The following is a 25,714-nucleotide window of genomic DNA, read 5'->3' as shown; positions in this document are numbered from 1 at the left end:
AACATCAGGGCGCGGTATGTTCTGCTAACACTGATCGTCCCCGGCGCCTTTCGGACGCCGCGGCTGTACACATAGCCGCAATGTCCCTAGAGTGACCCCCGAAACGATGGCTTTTAGCAATCGAACCCAGATGTACCCGAGGTAAGGACGGCCAGACCAGTGCTTCGCACCCGAGGATCGCGGATCGCATTGTCCGCGCTCGCCATCGCGGCGAGCGCCACGCTCGCCGCGCCGACGACAGCAATCGCGGCTCCCGCGACCGCCCCGGCGGCGCTCACGAACAGCGTTCCCATGGTTCCCGAAGGTGTTCCGGTGGATGCGCTGGCCGCGCTCGCCCCAGCAATCGTCGGCGCCGTCGCGGGCCCGGCGGATATCGCCGGCCCCGGCGGGATCGCCGGCCCGCAGTCGGCCATCCTGGATCAGGCACGCAAGCTGCTGGCCACCTTGAACCTGCCGCCGCAGATCAAGTCGACATTGGAACGGATCATCACGTTCCTGGACGGCAGCGGCGGCGGTGGTCCCGAGGTGCCGCAGGACGGCCCGGCGATCGCGCAGTTCCTCTACCCGACCATCGGCAAGGGCTGCATCGGCCCGGGCGCCGACTCGGTGGGCACCGCCCTGGCCGTCCCCGGCCCGGCCACGCTGCCGCCGCCCGGCCCGAGCGCCGGTCAGACCGGGTTCGTCTTCACCGCCCTCGGCACCAAGTCGCCGACGCCGGTGCAGAATCCGCCGATGACGGTGCAGTGGCTGAATCTGGACACCCGTCAGTCCGGCGTCCTGCCTTTGACCGACGAGGCCAAGATCAACCCGGACGGCCCCGCCACGCTGTCGGCGATCGCCGACACGGGCTTCGGCCGCGTCGTCGCGGTCGTCTCCGGCTCGCTGACCACGAAGTCCGGTGACGCCGAGGCGCGGACCTGCTCGTTCCTGCCGACGCTCGGATTCTTCACCGTAGGCTGAGCTTTCGATCGAGGGCGGCGACTCCATCGGGGTCGCCGCCCGCGGTCGTTCCGGGGAAGCCCGCGACAACCTCGAACGGATCCGCCGCGCCGCCCCACGAGCCGTCCGGACTGTGGTAGACCGCTAAGTATGGCGACCATCGATCATTCGATACGCACGGCACATTCGATCCGCAGCAGACGCTCGCATCGCTCGATCCTGTCTTTCCGCTCCGAGGGGTCGATCCTGTCCATCGGGTCGGCCTACTCGGTCCTGTCCATCGGCAGCGTGGGTTCGGTGCTGTCGATCGGATCCGTTGGCTCGGTCGGGTCGGCGATATCCTCGTTCTCGTTCGCCAGCCTCGGTTCCGCGTTCTCCGGCCTGTCCCGGTGGTCGCTGTTCTCCTGGCTCGGCAACCACGAAGCCCCGGACAGCCGCCCCACCCTGCGCGTCGTCCCGGACGACGAACCCGACCTGCGCGTCACCCCGATAAGCCACTGCCAGACGTAGCGGAGCTCGGTCGCTTCACCACTGCCCGTACTCGGGTGTGAGCACGTTGTTCACGTCGATCCCCACCCCGTCGATGGACTGCTTGTCGATCTCGAACTGGTGCAGGTGGGCGGCCGGGTGCACGAAGCCTTTGGGTGTGCCCCAGTTGTGCTGCCAGTACCAGGCGCCCAATCCGGCGGTGCGGGCCAGCTCGATGGTCGGGGTGTTCGCGTAGACGCCGGTGTTCTCCTGACCGAGCACGGCCTGCCAGCCCAGCAGGTACGGCGCGATCATGGTGGCGAAGTCGACCGCGGAGGGGTTGTCGTCGATGGACGCGTAGATGGGCACGTTGTCCGGACCACCGGCGGCGCGGTGCAACGCTAGCCCGCGCTCGGCGTGCCGTTTGCCCGCTTCCAGCCCACCGCGCCAGTCCGCGGTCGGGCCCTTGCCGAACTGGTAGCACGACACGATCTGCAAACCGGCCGCTTTGAGATCGTCGACTTCGGCGGATCGCAGCGGTTTTCCCGCCATCCACTCCGCGCCCGGCCTGCGGTCGGACACGTAACGGATCACGCCGACATGTCCGGCGTCGCGGATCGCCGCGGCCGAGGGGACGCCGCCCGCGTAATCGATCAGGGTGCCGAGCGAGGGCCGCGCGGCGGCGGGAGCTGCCGCCGCGGTGACGCCGACCACGGCCGCCGCGGCCGCGTAGGCGAACAGATCACGCCGGGACACCGGAACGGAACGCATCGTCGACTCCTTCGCGCAATCCCGACCTGGAAGAGCAGCGTGCCCGGCGCACCTTCCCCAAATCACCGCGCGCCGGGAGCCTCGAACGTGAACTCATTTCACCACATTCACATCAGAACCGCCAGACCCAGGAGAAACACGTTTCACATTCGCCACATGGGCCGCAGATGATCGGGTCAGGCGACGCCGTCGATCCGCGCGGCCACGTCGATGGTGCGCATCGCGGGATCGGCCAGTTCTCTGCGGATCACCGCCGCCACCTGTGCGACGACCTGTTTCTTTATCCCGGCGAGCGCACCGAGGGCGGCCGCCCGCGCACCTTGCGCGGCGAACTCCATCCGGATGTCCGCGGGGTTCGGCGGCGGCACGTCGATCACCACGCGCAAGGGGTCGGCGGCGCGGGCGGTGAGCGCCAACGGCACCTCGACGTCGGCGCGATAGCGATTGGCTTTCAGCACGTCCACCGTGATGTCCAGGCTTACCGGCAGCGTCAGGTCGAACGCGACCGGATCCGCCGACCGGTCCGCCAGCCGCGGCATGCGGACCGCTCCCCGGACGGTCACGACGGCAGTGGCGCGGGGCCCCGTCCGCAGCGGCCCGACTTCGATCGGCCTGCCCGCCAACCGTTCGACCACGTCGGAGACCCGTTCGCGCGTCACGATGCGGGAGAAGAACCGATGCCCGAACTCGTCGTAACCGATCCAGTCGAACGCGATACGGTCCCGGTGCGGCGAACGTTTACCGGCCACCATGGCCTCGACGTCGAACACCAGGTTCCGGCGGGTCTGCGGATCGGCCAGCATGGCGTTCACCCGGGACGCGACCTCGCGCTGCACCACCCCCGCGATGGGGTCGAGCAGCCATTCCCACGCCGACTCCACCGCTTGGGCGCGCAGGACGAAGCTGATGTCACGCTGGGTGATCGGCGGGATGTCGATGACGATGAGCACGGGCTCTGCGGTGCGGGCGTGCAGCGTCAGATCGATCTCGACCCTGGCCTCCAGCCGCAGTTTCCGGCCACCGAGCAGCACTTTGAGGGTGAGCGACACCGGGACGGTCACGGCGAAGGTCACCGGGGGCCCGCTGTGCAGGACGCGCGGGGCGCCGACCTTGCCCTCGGCGACGAAACCCGCGAGTCCGGCCGGGCCGATCGAGACCGGGCCGATGGTCAAGCCGCGGCCAGTCATACCGGAGATGGCGGATTCGATGCGAGCGGCGTTCACGGCGTGCGTGACGAAACGCTCGCCGAACTCGGCGTAGTCGATCCAGGCTGGCGCACTACTCGATTCGTCGGTCGGATGCATCAGTAGTTCCGGAACCCTCACCTCTCGATGGACACCCGACACGGTACGCGACCGATCTTGTCCCGCCCCGGAACGCGCTGGTCAGCCCGGGATCCCCGTCCTGCCGATGAGGGGGAAGCAGGGCGGGGACCGGCGGCGGCGCTGCCGGGCGCCGCCGTCTCCATCGTAGGACCATCCGGCACGTCGTTTCACCCGCATATCGGACAGATTCCGCTCCGCGGGAGTGATCTTCACAATCGCCCGAGACCGACCACTCCCGTCACGTCGTCCAGGGTGAAGCGGTGGATCCGGATCCCGCCGTACTCGTTGCCACCGATCGTGGTCACCTGCCCGCCATCGGCCCGCAGGACGATGTTCGTGTGCTGCCCGAACGGACTGGACTCCCGGTACAGCAGCACGTCACCGGTCCGCGGTCGATAGCCCGAGCCGATCGGTTCGAACCGGCCGACGCTCTCGTAGTACTCCTGCAACGTGTAGACACCCGGAATCCGCCAGGAGCCCGAATTGGGGTTGGCCAGCGCCACACCCGCTTCGCGCAGCACCCAGCTGACGAAATCGGCGCACCACGCCTCCTCGACGCCTTCCGCGTATTTCGTGCCCGCGCCCGGATCGGCGAACTCGCGCTCGGCGATCGCGACGATTCCGGCCTGGGTGGCGTCGAGCGCCGAACGGTCCAGCGCGGGGAACTCGGTGAGACGCTCGCCCACGACCGCTCGGCGGTCAGCGCGGTCCTGCCACCAGAGGGCCCCGGTGATCCCGGCGCCGACCACACCGAGCACCACCAATGCGAGTGCGATCCACCGCCCTGCTCGCCATCCCGGCCGCTGTGCCATCGCTCCCCCGTTCATTTATGTGATGCTGTTGTCGAGCCTATGGAATTCGACGCGCGAAGGCGCGCGACGGTTCCGGGCGCCACCGTCCGGTTCTCGGTGACCGAGCCGGAGGCAACCCGTACGAGCCGAAATCGTGTACGGCACCGGCGAAACCGCGCTAGTCTCCCGAGAGGCCGGCCGATGGGGAGGTACCGCCCTGGACACGCTGTGGACATTCATCGTGCACCGGCGGCATCAGTTGCTGGTCGATTCCTACCTGCACGTCTCGGCCGTGGTGCAATCGGTGCTGCTGGCCACGGTGGTCTCGGTGCTGATCGGGGTGCTGGTCTATCGCAGCCCGTTCGGCTCCTCGATCGCCTCCGCGCTGGCGGGCGCGGTGCTCACCGTTCCGTCGTTCGCGCTGCTCGGCCTGCTGATCCCGATCCTCGGCCTGGGTGTCGCGCCGACGATCACCGCGCTCGTCGTGTACGCACTGCTGCCGATTCTGCGCAACACCATCATCGGGCTCGCCTCGGTGGACCCGGCCGTGACCGATGCGGCCCGAGGAGTCGGGATGAACCGGCTCCGGGTGCTCGCCCGGATCGAATTGCCGCTGGCCTGGCCGGCGATCCTGACCGGAATGCGGGTGAGCACGCAACTGATCATGGGAATTCTCGCCCTCGCCGCGTACGCCAAGGGTCCCGGACTCGGCAACCTGATCTTCTCCGGTCTCGCGCGCCTCGGCAGCCCGAACGCGGTGCCGCAGGCCCTGGTCGGCACGCTCCTCGTCGTCGTGCTCGCACTCGCACTCGACGCGATCTACGTCCTGATCGGACGGCTCACCACCTCGAGGGGAATCCGTGACTGAGACCGAAACCCGCGATGGCTCCGCGAGATCCGTCGTCTCCGGCGTCGAGATCGTGCTGCATTCGGTGACCAAACATTATCCGGGACAGCGTGATCCGGCCGTGGACAGCGTCTCCCTCACCATCCCGGCCGGTGAGATCGTGGTCCTGGTGGGACCGTCCGGCTGCGGCAAGACCACCACCATGCGGATGATCAACCGGTTGATCGAGCCCACCTCGGGCACCATCACGATCGATGGGCGCGACGCGGCCACGATCCATCCCGACCGATTGCGCCGCGGCATCGGATATTCGATCCAGCAGGCGGGATTGTTCCCGCATCTGACCGTCGCGAAGAACGTCGCGACCGTGCCGGGCCTGATCGGCTGGGACCGGCGGCGCATCGCGGCACGGGTCGACGAGATGCTGGAACTGGTCGGCCTCGACCCGGACACCTTCCGCGACCGCTATCCCCGCCGGTTGTCCGGCGGCCAGCAGCAGCGCGTCGGTGTGGCCAGGGCACTGGCGGCCGACCCGCCCGTGCTGCTGATGGACGAGCCGTTCGGCGCGGTCGATCCGATCACCCGCGGCTCGCTGCAGAACGAGCTGCTGCGCCTGCAAGGCGAACTCGGCAAGACGATCGTCTTCGTCACCCACGATTTCACCGAGGCGGTCAAGCTCGGCGATCGCATCGCCGTACTCGGTGACAAGTCCCGGATCCTGCAATACGACACGCCCGCGGCGATCCTGGCCGACCCCGCCGACGAGACGGTGGCCGGCTTCGTCGGCGCGGACGCCTCGCTCAAACAGCTCACCTTGACCCGCGTCGGGGACGTCGAACTCGGCGACTGCCCCACCGCCACCGAGGAGGACCCGGCCGGCGCGCTGCGCGCCGCGCTCGCGGACCGGGACCGGCCGTGGGCGCTGGTGCTGGACGGTCAGGGCCGTCCACTCCGCTGGGTCTCGGCCGAGCACCTGGCGCACGCCGACTCGCTGCGCGGCCTCGGATCACCGGTGCCGGATACATTGTCGCTGAAATCGACGCTGCAGGACGCGCTGGAAGCCCTGCTGACGCATCAGAACGCGACCGCGGTGGTGACCGGACCGCGCGGCGAGTACGTCGGCCTGATCACCATCGACACGCTGATCGGCCACCTGTCGGCCCTGCGCGCCGAGCACGGAGCGGACGGCGCCGCGCGGGACGGGGCGCCATGACCACCGCCATCGCCTCACCCGCCGCCCAGCGCAGGGCCGAGCGCATCCGTTTGCTCGTGCAGCCCGTGCTCGTGCTCGTGCTCACCGCCGGTGTGCTGGTGTGGGCGTTCGCCCGCGAACTCACCGTCACGCAGCGAGCGAGCCTGAACGCGAGCAACGTCGCGACCGTCACCTGGCAGCACGTGCTGATCACCGGGACCGTGGTGCTGATCGTGCTCGCGGTGGCAGTCCCGCTGGGCACCCTGCTCACGAGACCGGGATTCCGACGCCTCACACCGATCTTCGTGGGCATCGCGAACATCGGCGCGGCCGCTCCTGCCATCGGACTGATCGTGCTGTTCTATCTGGCCACCCGGACCACCGGCTTCTGGATCGGCGTGGCGCCGATCGCGTTCTACTCGCTGCTTCCGGTGCTGCGCAACACCATCCTGGGCTACCAGCAGGTCGACCGGACGCTCATCGATGCGGGCCGCGGTCAGGGGATGTCGGCCGTGACGGTGTTGCGCCGCATCGAGTTCCCGCTCGCGGTGCCCTACATCCTCGCCGGGTTGCGCACCTCGCTGGTGCTCGCCGTCGGCACCGCGACGCTCTCGTTCCTGGTGAGCGCGGGCGGGCTCGGCATTCTGATCGACACCGGTTACAAACTGCGCGACAACGTCACCTTGGTGGTCGGCGCGGTGCTCGCGGTGGCGCTGGCCCTGCTGGTGGATTGGCTCGGCGCGCTCGCCGAAGAATTCCTCGGGCCCAGGGGTCTGAAATGACGCGGGTATGGCGCGCGCTCGCTCTGGGGCTGGGGTTGGCGCTGGTGGCCGCCTGCGGGCTGCAATCCGGCGGCGCGGTGCCGCTGCGGGTGGGGCCGGGCAGCATCCGCCCGATCCCCGCACTGGACGGTGTGCCGGTCACGGTGGGCTCCAAAGACTTCACCGAACAGAACATCCTCGGATATCTCATCGAGTTCGCCCTGACCGCGGCCGGCGCCGAGGTCCGCGACCTGACCAATATCCAGGGCTCCAACAGTGTGCGCGACGCCCAACTGCACGGGCAGATCGACATCGCCTACGAATACACCGGCACCGGCTGGATCAACTACCTCGGCAACGAGAAGCCGGTGCCCGACGAGATCGGCCAGTTCGAGGCGGTGCGGGACGCCGACCTCGCCGAGCACGGCATGGTGTGGACCGCGATGGCGCCGATGAACAACACCTACGCGCTGGTCATGAGCGCGCGGACCGCGCAGGAGACCGGCGTGCGCACGCTGTCGGACTACGCCACGCTGGCCGCCGCCGATCCGGCCGCCGCGGCCATCTGCGTCGGCACCGAATTCAACGTCCGCCAGGACGGATTCCCCGGCCTCGTCCGCAAGTACGAGATCGACGCGGGCAAGGTACGCAAGCAGATCGTGCAGGACGCGGTGGTCTACCAGGCGACCGCAGACGGCAGACAGTGCCGTTTCGGCTCGGTCGCCGCCACCGACGGGCGCATCCCGGCATTGAATCTGGTCCTGCTACAGGACGATCGCGGGTTCTTCCCGAAGTACAACGCCGCGCTGGTGATGCGCGAGAGTTTCGCCGACGAGCATCCGGAGGTGGCCGAGATCATGACGCCGATCTCGCAGCGCCTCACCAACGAGACCATCACCGAACTCAACCGTCAGGTCGACGTGGACGGGCGCGAACCCGCGGAGGTGGCCCGGGACTGGATGGTCGCCGAGGGGTTCGTCACCGCGCGTTGAAGCGAGAACCAGCCACTGGAAAGGCGTTTGGGCACGACCACGCGGAACATGGGCCGAGCCGGGTTGCCCGCACGCAGTCGGCGCGTGAGCATCAAGCCCGGGCGGAGCCGCCGCAACGCTCAGCGCGGCTCGCGCCCCAGGTACCGCAGCAGATCACCGACGGCGTCTCCGGACGGACCGTCGACGATCGCGGCATAGGCCCCCCATTGGCGCAGCGGTTCGACGATCTCCGCCGTCTCGCCGCTGCCGGGCGCCGGGTGGCCTGCCCGGGCGGCGGCGAGCAGGTGGGTGGCGAGCTCACCGGTCAACGGCGACGCCTGCCCGGTCGCGATCGCGATGTCCCAGGCGTGGACCGCGGCGTCCAGCGCGCACATCACCGCGGCCACCGGAGTGGCGAGCGCGCCGTGCGGCAACGGCGTCGGCACCGTCTCGGTGGCGTCGTCCACGGTGCTCCAGGCGAGGGCGGTCTGCTCGATCGCCCCGCGAACCAACTCCGCGGGGGCACCGTCGACCGCGCCGGACGGCTCGAACGGGTTGTAGGCCGGACCGTCGCCGATACCCAGGAACTCGGCGAACGCCAGCTGGTCACCGGCGGCGTGCTGGACGACCTGCGTCACATCCCATTCCGAGCACGGGGTCGGCAGATGCCACTGATCCGCCCGCACACCGGCGACGACGCTCTCCAGTGCGCGGTAGGAATCGGCGAGCACGCCGCGCCAGACGGGGCGCAGAGTCGCGGCGGCGGTGGTGGTGGCGTTCATGTCGGAGCCCTTCGGTCGTTTTTCGGTGCTGACATAAGCCTATGCGGGCATTAGGCTACTTTCGTTCCTATTTGACCCCGGAGGAAAAAGTGGCCTCGACCACTCCGCGACTGTTGCGGTTGCTCGCGTTGCTCCAGGACCGCGCGCACACCGGACGCGAACTGGCCGGGCGTCTCGGCGTCACCGATCGCACCCTGCGGCACGACATCCAGCGCCTGCGCGAGCTGGGCTACCCGGTGCACGCCGAACGCGGCGCCATCGGCGGCTACCGGCTCGGCCGCGGCGCGACCATGCCGCCTCTGCTGCTGGACGACGATGAAGCGGTGGCCGTCGCCGTCGCGGTCGGACTCGCCGAGGACGGCTCCACCGGCATCGCGGACATCGCCGCGCACGTCACCAAAGCACTGGGCAAACTGGATCAGATCCTGCCGAAACGCTTGCAGCGCAAGGTCTCCGCGTTGCGTGACGCGACCGCGATCGGCCCGGCCACGACCGGATCACGCGAGCCGGACGCGCCGGTACCCGCCGCAGTGCTCACCACCCTGGCCGGGGCCATCCGCGACGGCGCGACGGTCCGGATCGCCGAAGCCGGGACCGAAGCGTCTATCGAGGTGGAGCCGTACCGGCTGATCAACTGGCAGCGCCGCTGGTATCTGGTCGCCTACAGCCTGGAAGACCACACGTGGCGCGCGATCCCGGTGGCCCGGATCAGCCGCGCCGAGGGCGGTTCCCGCCGCTTCGCCGCACGCTCGCTTCCGGATGACGATCTGGTCGCCTTCGTCATGCGGCACATCGCGACCACCGGATGGAAGGTGCAGGCCCGGGTCACCGTGCTCGCGCCCGCCGAGACGGTCATCGCCCGCATCAATCCCGCCGTCGGCGTGGTCGAGGCCGTGGACGCGGACACCTGTGTGCTCTACACCGGCGCGGACGCGCTGGAGACCATCGCGATCTACCTGTCCATGCTGATGATGGATTTCCGCGTCGACGGGCCGCCGGAGCTGGTCGCCCACATCCGTACCCTCGGTCGCCGGTACACCGAGGCCGTCGCCGACTCCTGATGCGAACCTGATCGGCACTCGACCGACAAGCGCTGCCACGGCACACGGCACACGGCACACGGCACACGGCACACGGCACACGGCACACGGCACACGGCACACGGCACACGGCACACGGCACACGAGGATTCGCGCACGCGCCAACCCAACACACTCGCTCACCGAGGAAGTGGGAGAACCCCTCACAAGCACGAACGAAGCCGTCGGCAGGTAAGGCGGGGCCATATACCGGTGCCCGACCAGCAGCCCGCAGGAACGATTACCGCCGGAGTCGCCACTCGCGCGCAGCCGCTCCCGCTGGGCCCGTGGTCACGAACCCGGGTACCGACCCGGCTGAACCCGGGATCGGTACCCCGGAACGACAGTCGTCAGGAATGCCCGATGGTGGTGGCCGCGTCGGCGGTCTTCCGCATCGGGATCAACGCGGTCAGGCCGATCGCGACCAGCGCCGCCACCATCGCGATGAGGAAGGTGGTGTGGAACCCGTCGCGCGAGGGCAGCAGGTGCGGGCCCAGCTGCATGGTCATATGGGCCAGCACCACGCTCATCACCGCGGCGGAGGTCGAGGTGCCGATCGAGCGCATCAGCGAGTTCAGGCCGTTGGCCGCCGCGGTCTCCGTGATCGGCACCGCGCCCATGATCAGCGCGGGCATCGCCGCATACGCCAGGCCGACGCCGCCCGCGACGATCACCGCGGCGAGCATGATCTCCCAGACGCTGTTCATCAACACCACCGCGCACAGGTACCCGACCGCGATCACCGCCGATCCGAGCGCGAGAGTGACCTTGGGGCCGCGGCTCGCCGACAGCCGCGCCGACACCGGCGACAGCAGCATCATCACGAAACCGGTCGGCGCCAGCGCCAACCCGGCGCTGATCATGGACAGCCCGAAGCCGTATCCGGTCCGCTCCGGCGCCATCAGCAGCTGCGGGAAGGTCAGCGACATGCCGTAGAGCGCGAAGCCGACGGCGATCGAGGCCGCGTTGGTGAACAGCACCCGCGGCCGCGCCGAGACCCGCAGGTCCACCAGCGGTGAACGCTGCCGCAGTTCGAAAGCGCCCCAGCCGAGGAACACCACCAGAGATACCGCGAACAGGATCAGGATCGGGGCGCTGGCCCAACCCCAGTCCGCGCCCTTGGTGATCGCGATCAGCAGCGCGAGCAGCGCCACCGACAACCCGATCGCACCGCCGAAGTCGAATCGGGCGGGTGTGCGCACCGGCGACTCCGGCACCAACACGAAAACCACCGCGGCGCAGACGACGCCGAGCGCCGCGGACGTCCAGAACAGCACGTGCCAGTTCGCGTTCTGCGCGATGGCCGCCGCGACCGGCAGCCCGATCGCGCCGCCGACGCCGAGCGTGGCGCTCATGATCGCCATCGCCGAACCCACCCGTTCGGGGGGCAGTTCGTCCCGCATGATGCTGATGCCCAGCGGAATGGCGCCGACCGCCGCACCTTGCAGCGAGCGGCCGACGATCTCCGGCAGCAGCGTGGAGAACGAGGCGCAGACCACCGAACCGGCAACCAGCAGAAGCAGATTGGCGAACAGGATGCGGCGCTTGCCGAACATGTCGCCGAGACGGCCGCTGATCGGCGTCGCCACCGCGCCCGCGAGCAGCGTGGCGGTGACGACCCAGGAGGCGTTGGACGCGGAGGTGTGCAGCAGCGTGGGCAGTGCCGGAATGATCGGGATGACCAGCGTCTGCATGAGCGAGACGACAACACCGACCAGGCCGAGCGTCGCGATGAGCAAGGCCGGCGCGGGACGCCGGACGCCGGAATCAGAGACGGTCGAAGACGCGTCGGCGGTTACTGTCACGTATGTACGGTACATATGGTGTGTATGCTGCACAATTTGGTATCGACGTGATCCTCGCGACATAGTGGGGCATGTCCGATTCCGGTCCCGGCGACGACGCAGCGCTGAGCCGCCTCGCCTTCGAGCTCTCGCTACTGTCCAGGCACTTTCCCGCCGCGCTGCTACGGCGCCCCGGCTTCCAGCTCGACCGCTCGGCGTATCTGATCTTGACCAGGCTGGAATTGGACCACCCGCTGAGTCTGCGCGAACTGGCCGAAGCGTTCCGGTTGGACATCTCCACGATCAACCGGCAGGTCGCGGCGATGCTCAGGCAAGGGTTGGTCGACCGGGTGCCCGACCCCGACGGGGGTATCGCCCGCAAGATCCGCGCCAGCCCGAAAGGGCTGGAGTCACTGGCCTCCGACCGCGTGCAGAGCCGCCAAGGCATCGGCGCCGTGGTGGCCGATTGGACCGAGGCCGACATCGATCAGCTCAGCAAGCTCATCGCGCGCTTCAACCAGTCGGTCGAGGACAAAGAGCACAATCCGTGGCCACGCCCGTCCGACCTCGCGTGACGAACGGTCATGCGAATCCATCGCGCCCATCCAAGCCTTCGGCGCCGCAACGATGTTCGCCGGGCATGGCTCGACACCCGTGACGGCAAACCTGGTGCGGCCGCACCACCGCAGCTCGCACCGGATGCCCACGATTTGCCCCTCTCCCCGGGACCACGGCGTTAGGCTCCCCGCATGCGAGAGCCACATCGGGCGACGAATACCGCGTGGTGGGACAACTACCTGGTCGCACTGGTCGGTCTGCTGCTCGCGGGCGGACTCGCCTTCGCCGCCGTCACCGCGGCTCAGGCGGGCGCCTACCCGCTGGCAATTGCCTTGGGAGCGCTGGCTGTTCCCTTCGCCCTGCCCACCGTCGTCCAGATCGTGGGCGAAATCGTGGTCTACCTGACCCTGATCGGGCTCGTCCTGCTCCTGCCGGTGCTGATCGTCAGTCCCCGATTACGCCGGTGGGGGAACAAACGGTGGCGCAGCCTGCGGTTGGTCGCCTGACTTCCCGAGCACAGCCCGGCGGAGCGAACCGAAGTGTCGAACGTCAAGCGGTATAGGGATGTTCGGCTCGCGCCGACCGCAGTGCACGCCCCCACCAGACCAGCTGACCGAGCAGTTGATCGGCGGCTGACACCGGCATCTCCGGATCCGTCGGCTGCCCTGCGGAGTCGAACCGCCTGCGCGCATCGTGAAAGCTCACCGTGTCGCGCACGGTGACCGCGTGCAGTTCGGCGAACACATGCCTGAGGTGCTCGACCGCGCGCAAGCCGCCGGAGATCCCGCCGTAGGAGACGAATCCCACCGGCTTGGCCCGCCATTCGGTGTAGTGCCAATCGATGGCGTTCTTGACCGACGCCGGATAGCTGTGGTTGTACTCGGGTGTCACCACGACGAAAGCGTCCGCCGCGGCCAGCCGGGGGCCCACCGCTGCCAGCGCCCGCGCCGCCTCGGGGCCGGGATGGTGGGAAAGCTGTTCCGGCAAGGGTGTTTCGGCCAAGTCGACGACGTCGACGGTGACGTCGTCGCGCCGGTCGGCGTGTTCGGCGAACCAGGTGGCGACGGTCGGGCCGAAGCGGCCCGTACGGGTGCTGCCGACGATCACGGCGAGCTGAATCGGGTGGTCGGACATGGTGGTTCCCTTCGACGCGTGCGTTGCACACAACAGCGTCGGACCTGAACCACGCTTCAGGTCAAATCGGCGAGCGCCGATCAGACCTCCAGGTCCTCCTCGATGCCCTTCAGGCGGTGCCTGGCCATCGCCAGATTCGCCCGGCCCCGATCCAGCGCCAGGTAGAGGAACAGGCCCTTGGACTTGCGGCCGGTCATCGGCCGGATGATGTGGTATTGCCCGGACAGCGTGATGAGGATGTCCTCGATGTCCTCCTTGAGGCCCAGCTGGTCCATGGTCCGCATCTTGGCGCGCACCACCTCGGTGTTGCCCGCGCCCGCGACCTGGAGATCCAGGGACTTGGAACTGCCGAGCATGCCCAGCGCCATACCGCTGTTGTAGTCGACCACGGCGGCGCCGATCGCGCCGTCGATCACCATCATGTCTTTGAGGGCCAGATCCATAGTGGACATAAGTGTTCCTTTCAGTGGGTTTTCGTTGTCTGTTCGCTTCGTGCGTCGATCGCCACCGGCGTCAGCAAGTCGGCGATCGCCCGCGCCGCCGGGCGGGATTCCAGATGCAGCCTGCCGATGTTCACCTCGGGGGCGGCCAGGACCGTCAGCGACGTCCAGCCCGCCGCGTAGATGACCACGTGCCCGCTCGTGCCGTGCACCACCACCTCGCTGAACCCTCCGCCGTGCGCGGTGGTGGCCAGCCGGTGCGACAGCGACAGCTGCGAGGCGGCCATCGCCGCCATCCCGTTCGGCTCGATCTGCGCAGGTAGATCATGGGCGACGAGCAGCCCGTCGTTGGATGCCACGAGCGCGCCGGTCAGCCGAGGGACGCGATCGCGCAGGGCCTTCAGCTCCAGCAGCACCGCCGCGTTCGGTTCTGGTCCGGACATCGCCACCTTGGTCAACCTTCCCATCACATTGCCGAGCAGTTTCTTCCGCGCGGTCACGCGAGTTCCTCCAAAGCCGCTTGCAGGCGGACGAGCAGGTCCCGGTCCGGCGGCTCCGAACGCTCCGCGACAGGGACCGGCGCCGAGTGCCGCCCACGGCGTCTCGGAAGCCGGCCCGGCTCGGCGCTCACGGCCGCGACCGCCACGGGCTCGTCGGTCACCGGTTCGGGTGCGACCGGCCGGGCCGCCACCGGGACGGACGTTCCGGCGGGCGGCTCGATCAGCCCCGCGGCGGTCAGATCCCGCACCGCGACCAGACATCCATAGGTGGTGCGGCCCAGTTCGCGGCCGATCCCCGCGACGCTGCGCCGCGCGTCCGCGGCGGCCAGCACCTCGGCCTGCCCCCCGGTGAGCACCAGACGGCGCCGCCGCACCCGGCGCACCGGCACCACCGGGACCCGATCGACCAGGTCCGCGGGCCACGGCCCGGACTCCGGATCGCCGCGCCGCGCGCACTCCTGCACAAGAGCCCGCGGCGCGATGTGGCAGACCGGGGCCAGCCAGTGCGGTGGGGCCGGACGGAACTCCGGGACGGCGGGCGAGGCCAGCAAGAAGTAGGCGGCATCGAAAACCGACAGCATGGCGAGGGTTTCCAGCCGTGGCCGCCCCAGCACACGGCCGGGATCGCCCGCCCCCGCGCGCCGCCAGTCCTCGGCGGTCGCCACGCCCGCCTCGACGACCAGCCGGTCCAGTCCCGTGGTGCGGCGGCAATCGGCGGAAACGATCGCGCCTTCGGCGAGGTGAAACGCACCGTCGCCCGCGCGCAGCACGCCCGTACGTCCTTCCTGCTCCAGCCGCCGCAATTCGACCGCGAGTTCAGGACTCATCGGTGTCCTCGGCCAATTCATCGAGAATTCCGCGCAGCTGATATCGCGCCATCGCGAGATTCCCGGTGTCCGCGTCGAACAGCACGTGTACGAAAAGCCGTCCGTCGAAGTCGCCGTTCACCAGGTTCAGCAGGTGGTATCCGCGGGTTCCGCAGACGATGATCTCGGTGACGTCGTCACCGTCGCCGCCGCTCGACAATGCCGGGCAGGCGAGCACCGCGCGCACCACATCCGTTGTGGCGGCGGCATCTTCGTGCTCGTCCAGCACCTCGTGCCTGCCGTCCGCGGCGATCGCCAGACCGCTCGCGCCGTCCACCAATGTCACACTGCGCGCACCGGGAATATCCATGATGCGTTTCAGACAACCGTCGATACCGATCACGCGCCACCACTTGTCATGTGAGGGGTTTACGGTTTCCAGACGCTACACACGCGCACCGCACGATGTACAGCAAATCGTGGAGAAATTTCCGGTAAAAAACATTTTCCCTGGCAGCGCGGATTGAATACCTTTCGGTATTCAATACCTATTGGTATTCAATACCCGTCGGTTTTCGATCTCGACACTCCGACCCGGCCACAATAAATCCTCGATACGGCCGCTCGACTGCTCCGGTGCCACATACGCGACACGCCTGCGACTGTGCACGCACGGGCGGGCATCACCGAAGCCGCACGCCTCCGCCGCCGTGCGCCGCGCACGGAGGCATGCCATGCCGGGGAGACCGGCGCACCGGGCAGTCATCTCGCAGCAATTACAAGATCGGCGATACACCCGCTCGAAGGACCGGGCGGGCTACACCGGACGAAATCAGCCGGCGGTAAGGCCGGTGGAGATCTTGACCACGACCTTGTCGTCGGTCACCTCCTGCACCGCGACGGTGCTTCCGTCGGCGGACCGGGTCTCTCCGACCGGGACCGTGACCTCCTGCCCCCCCACCGACAGGGTGACCAGGTTGCCGTTCACGCCAACGAGTTTCGCTTCGATGCCCAGGATGCTCGCTTTGGCGTCCACACCACGGGCGAATGTCACCGTGCAGCCGCTCAGGGCGCAATCGGTCTTCGTACCAGGGCCTTCCGTCGTGCAGGCAGCGACGCCGAGGGGAACCATCAAGGCGAAGAACGACACTGCGACGAGCCGACGAAAAGTCACCCGCTCAGTCTAGGGCCGGCCACCCTCCCTGTCCGCGGCGTTGGTCGCGCCTTACGCCTTACGCCTTACCGCGCAGGTAATCGCTCACCACGGCGGCGCCGAGACCGTCCAGATCCGGCATCACCACGCGGCCGCCGCTGCGGCGGGCCATCAGGTCGACGAACGCGGCCAGGCGCGGGTCCTCCCCGAGCATGAACACCGTCACCGACGCACCCAGCTTGGCCAAGGCGTCGACCTGAGCCATCGTCACGGCCAGCGTGCGCTGCGCGGGTGGCCAATCGAAGTACGTCTGGCCGTCCGGCTCCAGATGAGCGGTCGGCTCACCGTCGGTGACGACGAGCACGATCGGCACCGCGTCCGGATGCCTGCGCAGGTGCCCCGCGGCGAGCAGCAGCGCGTGGTGCAGATTGGTGCCCTGCTCCCAGACGCCTTCCAGCGCGGTCAGTTCGCCGATGTCCACGGTCGTCGCGTGCCTGCCGAAGGTGATCACGCTCAGCGCGTCGGAGCGGAACCTGGTGGCGATCAAGTGGTGCAGCGCCAAGGCGGTGCGCTTCATCGGCACCCATCTCCCGTCCTGCACCATCGACCAGGACGTGTCCACGCACAGCGCGACGGCGGCCCTGGACCGCTGCTCGGTCTCCATGATCTCGACATCGGAGACGTCCAGCCGCACACCGCGTTTGCCCGTCGACGCCGACCGCAGCACGGCATTGCGGATGGTCCGCGACACGTCCCACGGCTCGGTGTCGCCGAACCGCCAGGCCCGGGAACCGCCGGTCGGCTCACCCGCGGCACCCGCCAGGGCCGTGTCCCGTTCACCGCGACGGGATCGCAAGCGTCCGACGACGTCACGCAGCGCCACCTCGCCGAGCCGGCGCAAAGCCTTGGGCGTCAGTCGCAGCGAGCCGTCCTGCGTCCGCTCGAAGATGCCTTGCCCGCGCAATTCGCGCTCCAGTTCGGCCAGCCGGGCGGCATCCACGCTCGCGTCCGCACCGAGGTGGCGGGCCAGCGCGTCCAGGTCGATGTCCTCCAAGCGCGCACCGGCATAGGACTGGCCGAGTTGCTCGGCGAGCGCGTCGAGTTCGGCGAGATCTTGCAGGGCTTGCGCGCCTTCGCCGAGGCCGAGCGGGTCGTCGCCGCGGAACCTCCGACCGGAGTTCCAGTCCTCTCCGGGACGCAGCGCCCGCAGATGCGCGTCCAGCGCGGAGACCTGCTGTGCGATTCCCGGATCGCCGAACGCCTGGCCGATCAGCTCGGACAGCTCCGCGCGCTGCTGCTCGGACATCGAGTTCATCATGCGCTGCGCGGCGGCGGCACGGGCGGCGAGCGCGTCGATCAGTTCCTCGGTGTCGCGCGGATTCTCCGGGAAGAATTCGCCGTGCTCGGCCATGAACTCGGCGAACCGCTGCTCGGTGTCCTCGCCCCTGGCGTGGGCGGCGAGCAGGTCGTTCAGGTCGGCCATCATCCGCCGTACCCGCTCCACGTCCTGCGGAGTGGTGTTCTGCAAAGCCTGTTTCATGCCCTGGAAGCGCGATTCCAGCAGCTCGCGGCCGAGCAGGTCACGGATCTTCTGATAGTTGTCACGGCCGGTCTCCGACCGCCAGGGGTACTCGGCGAGTTCGGTGACGGCGGCGGCGGTGCTCGACGACAGTGCGTCCAGCTGCGCTTCGGCGAACCTGGCGTCGTCGGAGGGGTCGGGGAACAGGGCGCCGCGCTCGGCTTCCAACGCCTCTTCGAGCAGTTCCCGGACTTGTTGCAGCGTGCCGTCCAGCCGGTGGCTCCTGGCGATCTCCGCGCGGCGCTGCCACAACCGGCGCGTCAGCTCCTCCAGCCCCGGCATGGTGCGGGTGCCGCGCCGCAACAGCTCTTGCAGGGCGTTACGCGGGGAACTGCCCTCCATGACGTCGCGACCGATCCGGTCCAGCGCCTCCCGCAGGTCCAGTGGGGGCTCCAACGGATCGGGCCCCTCGTGGTAGGGGCCGTAGGAGTAGCGGTCGGGGGTCGTCACGACGCCTCGCCGGGAACGACGGCGGTCATCGGCCGTACACCGCCAAGCCGTCGTCGGAGTCCTTCGCGATCTGACGGGCCAGATACAGCGCTTCCAGCGCGAACTCGACGGCCGAGGCGATCCGCGGCGGCGGATCGGCCGCGTCGACGCCGAGCCGCTCGGCGACTTCGTGCAGCACGGGCAGTTCGGGCAGGGCCGAGAGGACTTCCTCCCCGGGGACGCGTTCGCCGGTGGTGACCAGATGCCCGTCGCCGACCGCCTCGGCCAGTGGCCGCAGGTTCAGGCCGCCGAGCAACGCCCGCGCCGTCTCGGAGAACGAGCGGCGCAGCAGGTGGGTGAGATGTTCCTGCTCACGCCCCTCCTCACCGGATTCGAACTCCAGCTTGCCGCGCAACACCGCGGGAACGGACTCGAGGTCGACGGGCCGCGCCACCGCGGGACTCTCCCCCGTCACCGCCGACCTGCGCAGCGCCGCCGCCGCCACCGTCTCGGCCGCGGCAACGGCGAAGCGCGCGGACACCCCCGAGCGCTGGTCGATCGCGGACGACTCGCGTAGCTGCCGCACGAACCGAGCGAGTACCTCGATCAGCGGATCGCCCACCTCGGCCACCAGTTCGGCCTCCTGGCGCACCAGCGCCACCTCGGCCTCGACACTGAGCGGATAGTGCGTGCGGATCTCCGCACCGAAACGGTCTTTCAGCGGTGTGATGATGCGGCCGCGGTTCGTGTAGTCCTCCGGGTTGGCGGTGGCCACGAGCAATACGTCCAGCGGCAGGCGCAGCGTGTAGCCGCGGACCTGGATATCGCGTTCCTCCATCACATTCAGCAGCGCGACCTGGATGCGTTCGGCGAGGTCGGGCAGCTCGTTGATCGCCACGATGCCGCGGTGCGCGCGGGACGAGACCGAAGTGAATCGTCTCGGGATCACCGAGACTTCGCCCCTCGGCCACCTTGACCGGGTCGACGTCACCGATCAGGTCGCCGACGGAGGTGTCGGGCGTGGCGAGCTTCTCGGCGTACCGCTCCGAGCGATGCCGCCACGCGACGGGCAGATCTTCGCCGAGTTCCGCGGCCAACCGCCGACCGGCCGGGCTGATCGGGTCGAGCGGGTGTTCGCCCAGCTCGGCCCCTGCGATCACGGGCGACCATTCGTCCAGCAAGCCGACCAGGGAACGCAGCAGCCGGGTCTTGCCCTGGCCGCGCTCGCCGAGCAGCACGACGTCGTGCCCCGCCAGCAGCGCGCGTTCCAGCTGCGGCACCACCGTCCGGTCGAACCCGACGATGCCGGGCCAGGGGTCGCCGCCGGAACTCAGCAGCGCGAGCAGGTTCTCGCGGATCTCGGTCTTCACGCCACGCGGCAGATAGCCGGCCGAACGCAGGTCGCCCGCGGTCGTGGGCAGGTGTGCGGGAACTTTCACGAATTCGACGCTACGTCCATTTCGCCATCGGGTCGACCGGGAAACAAGCGCCGGCCTCCCGGCACGCTATCTCCCGGCGACGAAGGAACGCACCCCTTCGGCCTGCCCGATTCGTGCACGGGCCCACGGTCACCCGAACCGGCGATCCCATCGGAGTCGGACTCCCACAGCAGAAAAGCCCCTGTGTGAGGGGCTTTTCTCGAATCCCGGGATCGGCCGTCGACCGATCCGCAGGACCCGGCGAGGCTACTCGCAGCTCCGAAGAGACGAGCCGGACTATCGGGTAGTCAGCTGAGGTTCGCTGATCGCGCGCGGCGCTGTCGCGGCGGACATGTCGTCGGCGTCGTGCGCGCTCGGTGACCCGTTCGCCGCCACGACCGAGGTGACCGGTTCCATCCGCGCCGGGCGATCCATGTCGTCCGCACCGGGTGCGTAGTGCTGGACCACGCCCGCGTCGAGCGGCTCCAGCGCACGGACATTCGATTCGGGGTGCGTCTCGGCAGTCTCCGAGTCGTGCTCCCCATCGGCCCCGGGCGCCGTAACCGCCTCCGCCACATCATCGGCGATCGACGCCTCTGCGGTCTCCCCTGGCACGCCGTGCTCGTCGGCCGTCTCCGCGGTTTCCGCGGCGTTCTGTGCGGGCGCGGCAGCGGCGGGGTGCTCCACCGGTTGCTCGCCGGGCTTGCTGAATCGAATCCGGTTGAGCGTCTGACGCACCGCCGCGGCCAGTCGCGCGTCCAGCACGGCTTCGTCCGCAGTGGCCTCGACAGGCGCTTCCGAACCGCCCTCCGCGACGGGAGACCGTCCGACCGCGGGAAACGGCGTCGTCGCCAGCCACAGCTCCGTGAGTTCCGGAGCCGGAGCGGGCGCTGAGATCTCGGCGGCAGGCTGCCCTGCTGCGACCGGAGAGCCTTGTTCGTGCTGCGTAGCGTCGGGGCGCTGTCCCGCAACAGCCACGCCCTGCGGAGCCGAGGCAGGCTGTGGCGCAACGGCGGGTTGCTGAACGGTCGCCGCAGGCTCCATGAGAATGCTGGGCAGGATCTGGTTTCCGGCTCCGCCGACCTGAGTGAGCGCCGCCAGGCGTTCCTGGAGATCTTCGTGATCGGGCACGGCGGCGGTCGCTTGCTCGATCGCGCGGCCGTATCGCTCGGCGACGAGCCGGTGGGTGACGAGCGCGACGCCGATCATGATCGGTGCGATCGCGTGGATGCCGATCCCCGCCATGTCGCCCGTCCGGAAGTACGGGAACGTGTTCAGCGCGATACTCGCCGTCAGCAAGACGCCCTCGACGGTGTAGACCTGCCACAGCCGATCGATCACCCCCCACTCGGCGGTATCCCCCGTGGACAGCATCAGCGCGACGAGTACCGCGCTGATCAAGGCTTCCAGGCCATACGACAGCCAGAACATCGGATTCGTCGCGCCGCCGGTCGGCGCGATGTTCTGCTGCACGGTGACCGCGGAGAACAGCATCGAGAACGCGACCACACCGGCGAGCAGCCCCAGCACCCGCGGCTTGCGCTGGTGCAGGCGAGCGACTTTCGCGTGCGGGCTGCTGCTGTGGCGCTGTTCACCGATCGCCTGCGCGGCCCGCAGCAGATCGGCGGCCTCGCGTTCGGCCAACTCGGCGGCCGTGCGCCGCACGCGCTCCGCGGCATCGGCGGCCGCCTGGATACGCGCCCGCTTCTCGTGGCGTTCGTAGTCGCGCACGAGCTCGGCCAACTCGCGGGAGGCGGCGAGCTCACGCTCCGACAATGCTTCCAGCAGTGCCGGATCGTCCTGGTGGGCCAACCGCTCATGCGCGATCTGCACCCGGTCCGGCAGCGCACCGGCCACCAGGTCATCCACCGGCGGCGCACCCGTGGGCGCGTTGGTCGTGAAACGACGGAACATCAGCAAAGAACCTTTCCGACGATCGAGTGTTCCAGACGCAGCGCGACATAGCTGCCTCGGCCGTCGACCACTACCGCCGAACCGGACGATCGACCCGGCCCAGACGGAAAAGATAACCCGTCATCGAAATCCGTTCGACCCGACGAGCAAACAGGACCGAATGGAGTACACCACCGGGCAGCGGGACGAACCACCCAGCACAGAACTCGGGCCACCACGCGGACCCGCTCTCGGAGTCCGTGCTCAGTAGCCCTTCGGCGAACGGTTCGGATCTGCCTGCTGGACCTTCGCTTGCAGGTCGTGGCCGTCCCGTGAGACACCGTACCGTTCCATGACATAGTTCATGCTGGCGGCGACATTGGCCACCGGGTCGTGGATGTTGCTGGAGGTTCCGGCCACGTGATAGCCCTGGAAGGTGCCCGGAATGGTCTGGGTAAGTCCCCTGGACGCCTTCCCAGCGGCGGCGTTGCTGTCCCAGTTGTTGACGGCGTTGGGATTTCCGCCGGATTCTCGTTCGATCAGCACCTGGTAACCGCGCTTCCAGTACTCGCGGGCCACCGGATCGGTGATGCCGAGCGCGTCGAGCGCGCCCTCGATCGCGGCGTCGACCGAGACATTGCCTTGATATCTGGCGTAATCGGCGGTCGTCGCGGCGGGCACGAAGCCAGGGCCGGGCGAGTAGCTGCGCTGCATGTAGTTGCTCGGCACGTAGTTGCTCGGCATGGGGTTGCTGCCCGCGGACGTCGGGGTGTACGTCGGGGCGGAGCCGGTGATGTCGTTCGCGTGGGTCTGGACTTTGTCGTTGGCTTTCTCGATCTCGTCGTTCACCTTGTCGACGGTCTTCAGTACGGCGTTCTCCACCCTTTTTTGGAGATCCGGGTCTACGAACTCCTTGCCCGGACTCGGCTTCGGAACGTCGCGCAGGACTGCTTGCAGATCTTCGACGTGTTGCTTGACCGCCGCGAAAGCGCCGCTGGAGATGTCGTAGGTGCCGTAGGCGGAGAGGTCGACACTCTCGTCCTGCTTGTGGATCTCGTTTTTGATGGTGTCGAATTCACGCACCCGGCTGGAGTAGCCCTCGGCCATGACGGACTTGTCCTCGTCGCCCGTGACGAGCTTCTCGTCGCGCAGCAGCTTCAACAGATCCGGGGCCTGCGAGGGCGTACCGGTGGCCAGCAGATCCGCGGAGGTCTGAATACCCTCCTGCACCGCCGCGAGGAACTCCTTGAACCCGGGGCGCATGCCGGCGGGCGGGTCGAGCTTCACCACCCAGCGCTCAGGACTCATCGCAGCACCCGATCCCGGGCCGGCCGCCGATCTGCGAACAACATCATCACCTCACGCCTGACAACCCTCATCAGGCCACACGCGGCCTGGCACTGCGACACTGCCGAGTATCGCGCAGCGGATAAAGGCTCATTCCCCGCGCTGGGAGTAACGCACTCATCGACCCCTTGGGGCACTGCACCGCTGGTCGCCGCCCATGCGCCGTTCGGACTCGAGTTCTTGCCTCAGCGGAACCCCGAGCAGGCGTGCCGCTCCCTCGCGGAAGACCTCGGCCTACTCGGGCGCAACTGGTATGCCATTGCGCTGGAACGGGATCGAGGCCGTACGTCGAACACTCGTGGAGTGGGACTCGTCGGCCATGGTTCGAAGCCTCGATGGACGGCTGCCCGACTGGCATACCACCGTCAACTCCTCGGTCGGCCGACCAGAACCGTTCTCGACGGCGGCAGACAGCCACCGTCGAGGCCATAGCGGGTGCTCACGAGCGGGGACGGTCTCCGAGATAGTGCCCGGCGAGGATGTCGCCGAGACGGTTGGTCTGACCGATGAGACCGGGAATGTCTATCGCGACGGCACCCGCCCGCCAAGCGCTGGTCAATTCCACGAACCCGCCGACAGCCATCAGTGCCGTGCGATGAAACTCCTCGCGGTCCACGCCTGCGCGAAGGTAGGGTTCCAGGCCGGTCGCGAGCAAATCGGCGGCGAGTAGCACCAGATCGTGGCGGCGGTGTTCCAGTATCTCGCTGCCCGCGTGGTCGCCGAAGAGAACCTGGCTGCGACGGGGATCCTCGGCGAAGCCGAGCACCACGGCCTCGACCGCGCGATGCAGCACCTCCAGTGGCGGCGTATCGCGCCGGTCGCCGATCGCGGCGATCAGCGTGGCGGTCGTTTCGTCCCGGACGTGATCCCACGCGGCGGCGAGCAATTCTTCCCGATCGGCGAAACTCTCGCGAAAGTACCGGTCGTTCAGTCCCGCTCGGGCGCAGACGCTGCGAAGACTGACCGCCGCCCAGCCGCTGTCGGCCCAGATATCGATCGCGGCGTCGATCAACCGTTCGCGGCGGGCGGCGCGGCGCGCCTCGACGGTCCGGCCGCCCCAGGTCGATGGGCTGGTCATGACTCCATCTTGACAAGCACACACCCAGTGCGAGTCAATTGGTGACGGAACGTCACCAATTGATGGCGAGCCGGATCGCTTCGAACCTTCGCAGCGCCGCGAAAGGACGCCACATGCACGCAGGAATTCGCCGCAGGCTCCAGGAGTACGCCGCCGACCTGGCGGATCACTATCCCGCCCCGACGACTGCGCTCGCCCAACCGCCGGCCGGGAGCAACCTACTGCCGGTGCTGGGAGATGCGGGGCCGCCGCTGATCGGACATTCGCTGCGCGTTTACAGCGATCCGATCGCATGGGGACGCAACGCCTTCGAGAAGTACGGCGAAGTTTCGTGGACGAACCTCTTCGGCCGCCGAGCGGTCAACGTGCTCGGCCCGGCAGCGCTGGAAGTCGTCTGGAGCAACAAGGACAAGGTCTTCTCCAGCGAGAAGGGGTGGGAGTACTGGATCGGGCCGTTCTTCCGGCGCGGCATCATGCTGCTGGACTTCGATGAGCACCTGCATCACAGGCGCATCATGCAACAGGCCTTCACCAGGACGCGGCTGATCAGCTACCTCGACCTGATGCGGCCGGGCATCGAGCGGGAACTCGGGTCCTGGCGCCCGGAGCCGGGATTCCTGTTGTACGACAACGTGAAACAGATGTTGCTCAACCTCGCGACCGAGGTCTTCGTGGGTGCGAAGCTCGGGCCGGAGGCCAAGCGGCTGGAGCACGCCTTCGAGCACACCGTGGTCGGCGGGCAGGCGTTGATCCGGGCATCGGTACCCGGCGGCACTTGGTCGCGCGGACTGCACGGCCGAGCGCTGCTCGAGCAGTACTTCCGCGCCCAACTGCCCGCCAAACGCGCCGGCGACGGCTCCGACTTGTTCAGCGTGCTGTGCCACGCCACGAGCGACACCGGGGAGACCTTCACCGACGACGACGTCGTCAACCACATGATCTTCGTTTTGATGGCGGCCCACGACACCAGCGCCGTCACGTTGTCCATGCTCACCTACCTGCTCGGTAAGAATCCGCACTGGCAGGAGCGGCTGCGCGTGGAAGCGATCGCGCTGGGCAAGGAGCATATCGACTACGACGACTTGGAGCGGCTGCCGTCGCTGGACCTGGCATTCAAGGAAACACTGCGGATGTACGCGCCCGCGGGTGTGTTGATGCGTCAGGCGATCGCGGACACCGAAATCCTGGGTCGCTACGTTCCGGCCGGCACCGACATCATCATCGGCGCGTACCCGTCCATGCGGTTGGCCCGGTGGTGGCCCCGGCCCGACGAGTTCGATCCGGAACGTTTCGCCGAACACCGGCGCGAGGACCGGATCCATCGGTATGCCTGGTCGCCGTTCGGCGGCGGCGCGCACAAGTGCATCGGCCTGCATTTCGGTGGCATGACCGTGAAGTCGATCATGCACCGAATGCTGCTGCGGTACGAGTGGAGCGTTCCCCCCGGCTACCAGGTACCACTCACCTGGGGCACAGGCCCCACCCCCGACGATGGCCTCCCGATCAACCTGCGGCATCGACACGCACACAGCTCGACGTTCTCAGCGGCGTGACGAACCGGCTCGGCGTCGACCGGAACCGCTGTGGGTGACGCGATGCGTGCCGCGTTGCTGCCCCCGGTCATGGACGCGGTGGAGATTCCGACTCCTGATCAAGCCGCTCGCAACGC

General features: G+C 68.5%; 25 protein-coding genes and 1 pseudogene. 10 read left to right on the top strand and 16 right to left on the bottom strand.

Annotation, left to right across the window (positions count from 1 at the left end; genetic code table 11):
* Positions 1 to 159 precede the first annotated feature (159 nt).
* Together NG1_RS24490 and NG1_RS24485 are read left to right on the top strand one after the other, a co-directional pair.
* Entirely contained in the window at positions 160 to 960 is an 801-nt protein-coding gene (locus NG1_RS24490) for an Rv1157c family protein (RefSeq protein WP_040869528.1), read from the top strand.
* Positions 961 to 1,089: 129 nt separating this feature from the next.
* On the top strand, positions 1,090 to 1,449 hold the full coding sequence (locus tag NG1_RS24485) for a hypothetical protein (protein ID WP_062974541.1): 360 nt from the start codon (positions 1,090 to 1,092) through the stop codon (positions 1,447 to 1,449).
* Positions 1,450 to 1,464: 15 nt separating this feature from the next.
* Here NG1_RS24485 and NG1_RS24480 read toward each other — a convergent pair whose 3' ends face one another.
* From NG1_RS24480 to NG1_RS24470, 3 genes are all read right to left on the bottom strand, one after another.
* Positions 1,465 to 2,178, bottom strand: coding sequence for a DUF1906 domain-containing protein (locus tag NG1_RS24480; protein ID WP_062974539.1), 714 nt, complete (start codon positions 2,176 to 2,178; stop codon positions 1,465 to 1,467).
* 176 nt (positions 2,179 to 2,354) lie between these two features.
* Entirely contained in the window at positions 2,355 to 3,482 is a 1,128-nt protein-coding gene (locus NG1_RS24475; protein WP_062974537.1) for a hypothetical protein, read from the bottom strand.
* Between the two features lie 230 nt (positions 3,483 to 3,712).
* On the bottom strand, positions 3,713 to 4,330 hold the full coding sequence (locus NG1_RS24470) for a CHAP domain-containing protein (RefSeq protein WP_062974535.1): 618 nt from the start codon (positions 4,328 to 4,330) through the stop codon (positions 3,713 to 3,715).
* 181 nt (positions 4,331 to 4,511) lie between these two features.
* On the opposite strand from NG1_RS24470, the gene NG1_RS24465 reads away from it, so the two are divergent.
* Genes NG1_RS24465 through NG1_RS24450 form a run of 4 tightly spaced genes read left to right on the top strand, consistent with a single transcriptional unit; the run spans position 4,512 to position 8,086 of the window.
* Positions 4,512 to 5,162 carry an ABC transporter permease gene (locus NG1_RS24465; protein WP_062974617.1) on the top strand — a complete coding sequence of 217 codons (651 nt, stop codon included), beginning with the start codon at positions 4,512 to 4,514 and terminating at the stop codon, positions 5,160 to 5,162.
* The gene (locus NG1_RS24460; protein ID WP_062974533.1) at positions 5,155 to 6,354 is read left to right on the top strand and encodes an ABC transporter ATP-binding protein; all 1,200 of its coding nucleotides are present in this window, start codon (positions 5,155 to 5,157) and stop codon (positions 6,352 to 6,354) included. Before NG1_RS24465 ends, NG1_RS24460 begins: the two co-directional genes overlap by 8 nt.
* Positions 6,351 to 7,115: an ABC transporter permease gene (locus NG1_RS24455; RefSeq protein ID WP_062974531.1), complete on the top strand. Its 765-nt coding sequence runs from the start codon at positions 6,351 to 6,353 to the stop codon at positions 7,113 to 7,115. The genes NG1_RS24460 and NG1_RS24455 overlap by 4 nt, the downstream gene beginning before the upstream one ends.
* The gene (locus tag NG1_RS24450; RefSeq protein ID WP_062974530.1) at positions 7,112 to 8,086 is read left to right on the top strand and encodes a glycine betaine ABC transporter substrate-binding protein; all 975 of its coding nucleotides are present in this window, start codon (positions 7,112 to 7,114) and stop codon (positions 8,084 to 8,086) included. The genes NG1_RS24455 and NG1_RS24450 overlap by 4 nt, the downstream gene beginning before the upstream one ends.
* Positions 8,087 to 8,205: 119 nt before the next feature.
* Here NG1_RS24450 and NG1_RS24445 read toward each other — a convergent pair whose 3' ends face one another.
* Positions 8,206 to 8,847, bottom strand: coding sequence for a TIGR03086 family metal-binding protein (locus tag NG1_RS24445; protein ID WP_062974528.1), 642 nt, complete (start codon positions 8,845 to 8,847; stop codon positions 8,206 to 8,208).
* An 89-nt stretch (positions 8,848 to 8,936) separates the two neighbouring features.
* On the opposite strand from NG1_RS24445, the gene NG1_RS24440 reads away from it, so the two are divergent.
* Complete coding sequence (locus tag NG1_RS24440) at positions 8,937 to 9,908, top strand: helix-turn-helix transcriptional regulator (RefSeq protein ID WP_062974526.1); 972 nt, start codon at positions 8,937 to 8,939, stop codon at positions 9,906 to 9,908.
* A gap of 368 nt (positions 9,909 to 10,276) precedes the next feature.
* Here NG1_RS24440 and NG1_RS24435 read toward each other — a convergent pair whose 3' ends face one another.
* Positions 10,277 to 11,731 (bottom strand): MFS transporter, encoded by a 1,455-nt coding sequence (locus tag NG1_RS24435; protein ID WP_245660032.1) that lies wholly within the window; start codon positions 11,729 to 11,731, stop codon positions 10,277 to 10,279.
* Positions 11,732 to 11,802: 71 nt separating this feature from the next.
* Between NG1_RS24435 and NG1_RS24430 the strand changes: the two genes are divergently transcribed.
* Complete coding sequence (locus NG1_RS24430; RefSeq protein ID WP_062974522.1) at positions 11,803 to 12,285, top strand: MarR family winged helix-turn-helix transcriptional regulator; 483 nt, start codon at positions 11,803 to 11,805, stop codon at positions 12,283 to 12,285.
* 174 nt (positions 12,286 to 12,459) lie between these two features.
* Positions 12,460 to 12,774 carry a hypothetical protein gene (locus tag NG1_RS24425; RefSeq protein WP_062974520.1) on the top strand — a complete coding sequence of 105 codons (315 nt, stop codon included), beginning with the start codon at positions 12,460 to 12,462 and terminating at the stop codon, positions 12,772 to 12,774.
* Between the two features lie 43 nt (positions 12,775 to 12,817).
* Here the strand turns inward: NG1_RS24425 and NG1_RS24420 are convergent, their stop codons facing one another.
* The 11 genes and pseudogenes from NG1_RS24420 to NG1_RS24370 form a co-directional block, all read right to left on the bottom strand.
* Positions 12,818 to 13,402: an NADPH-dependent FMN reductase gene (locus NG1_RS24420; protein WP_062974518.1), complete on the bottom strand. Its 585-nt coding sequence runs from the start codon at positions 13,400 to 13,402 to the stop codon at positions 12,818 to 12,820.
* Between the two features lie 80 nt (positions 13,403 to 13,482).
* Complete coding sequence (locus tag NG1_RS24415; protein ID WP_040869544.1) at positions 13,483 to 13,854, bottom strand: hypothetical protein; 372 nt, start codon at positions 13,852 to 13,854, stop codon at positions 13,483 to 13,485.
* Between the two features lie 11 nt (positions 13,855 to 13,865).
* Positions 13,866 to 14,342, bottom strand: a complete 477-nt coding sequence (locus NG1_RS24410; protein ID WP_245660031.1) for a roadblock/LC7 domain-containing protein — start codon at positions 14,340 to 14,342, stop codon at positions 13,866 to 13,868.
* Entirely contained in the window at positions 14,339 to 15,169 is an 831-nt protein-coding gene (locus NG1_RS24405) for a hypothetical protein (RefSeq protein ID WP_062974516.1), read from the bottom strand. Before NG1_RS24405 ends, NG1_RS24410 begins: the two co-directional genes overlap by 4 nt.
* The gene (locus tag NG1_RS24400; protein WP_084499166.1) at positions 15,159 to 15,518 is read right to left on the bottom strand and encodes a hypothetical protein; all 360 of its coding nucleotides are present in this window, start codon (positions 15,516 to 15,518) and stop codon (positions 15,159 to 15,161) included. Before NG1_RS24400 ends, NG1_RS24405 begins: the two co-directional genes overlap by 11 nt.
* A 462-nt stretch (positions 15,519 to 15,980) precedes the next feature.
* A complete protein-coding gene (locus tag NG1_RS24395) occupies positions 15,981 to 16,322 on the bottom strand; it encodes a hypothetical protein (protein ID WP_063910422.1) in 342 nt (113 codons plus the stop codon).
* Between the two features lie 58 nt (positions 16,323 to 16,380).
* Positions 16,381 to 18,330, bottom strand: coding sequence for a vWA domain-containing protein (locus NG1_RS24390; RefSeq protein ID WP_062974512.1), 1,950 nt, complete (start codon positions 18,328 to 18,330; stop codon positions 16,381 to 16,383).
* A gap of 25 nt (positions 18,331 to 18,355) precedes the next feature.
* Positions 18,356 to 19,748: pseudogene (locus tag NG1_RS24385) on the bottom strand (sigma 54-interacting transcriptional regulator).
* A 276-nt stretch (positions 19,749 to 20,024) separates the two neighbouring features.
* Positions 20,025 to 21,641, bottom strand: a complete 1,617-nt coding sequence (locus tag NG1_RS37775) for a hypothetical protein (protein ID WP_062974511.1) — start codon at positions 21,639 to 21,641, stop codon at positions 20,025 to 20,027.
* A 243-nt stretch (positions 21,642 to 21,884) separates the two neighbouring features.
* A complete protein-coding gene (locus NG1_RS38495; protein ID WP_062974509.1) occupies positions 21,885 to 22,928 on the bottom strand; it encodes a transglycosylase SLT domain-containing protein in 1,044 nt (347 codons plus the stop codon).
* 478 nt (positions 22,929 to 23,406) lie between these two features.
* On the bottom strand, positions 23,407 to 24,045 hold the full coding sequence (locus NG1_RS24370; RefSeq protein WP_062974507.1) for a TetR/AcrR family transcriptional regulator: 639 nt from the start codon (positions 24,043 to 24,045) through the stop codon (positions 23,407 to 23,409).
* Between the two features lie 113 nt (positions 24,046 to 24,158).
* On the opposite strand from NG1_RS24370, the gene NG1_RS24365 reads away from it, so the two are divergent.
* The gene (locus tag NG1_RS24365; protein WP_062974505.1) at positions 24,159 to 25,598 is read left to right on the top strand and encodes a cytochrome P450; all 1,440 of its coding nucleotides are present in this window, start codon (positions 24,159 to 24,161) and stop codon (positions 25,596 to 25,598) included.
* Positions 25,599 to 25,714: the final 116 nt, after the last annotated feature.

This window comes from Nocardia gamkensis NBRC 108242 (assembly GCF_001612985.1).
Classification (GTDB): Bacteria; Actinomycetota; Actinomycetes; order Mycobacteriales; family Mycobacteriaceae; genus Nocardia; species Nocardia gamkensis.
The sequence above is the reverse complement of the archived record's forward strand: the minus strand, read 5'-3'. Positions and strand labels throughout refer to the sequence as shown.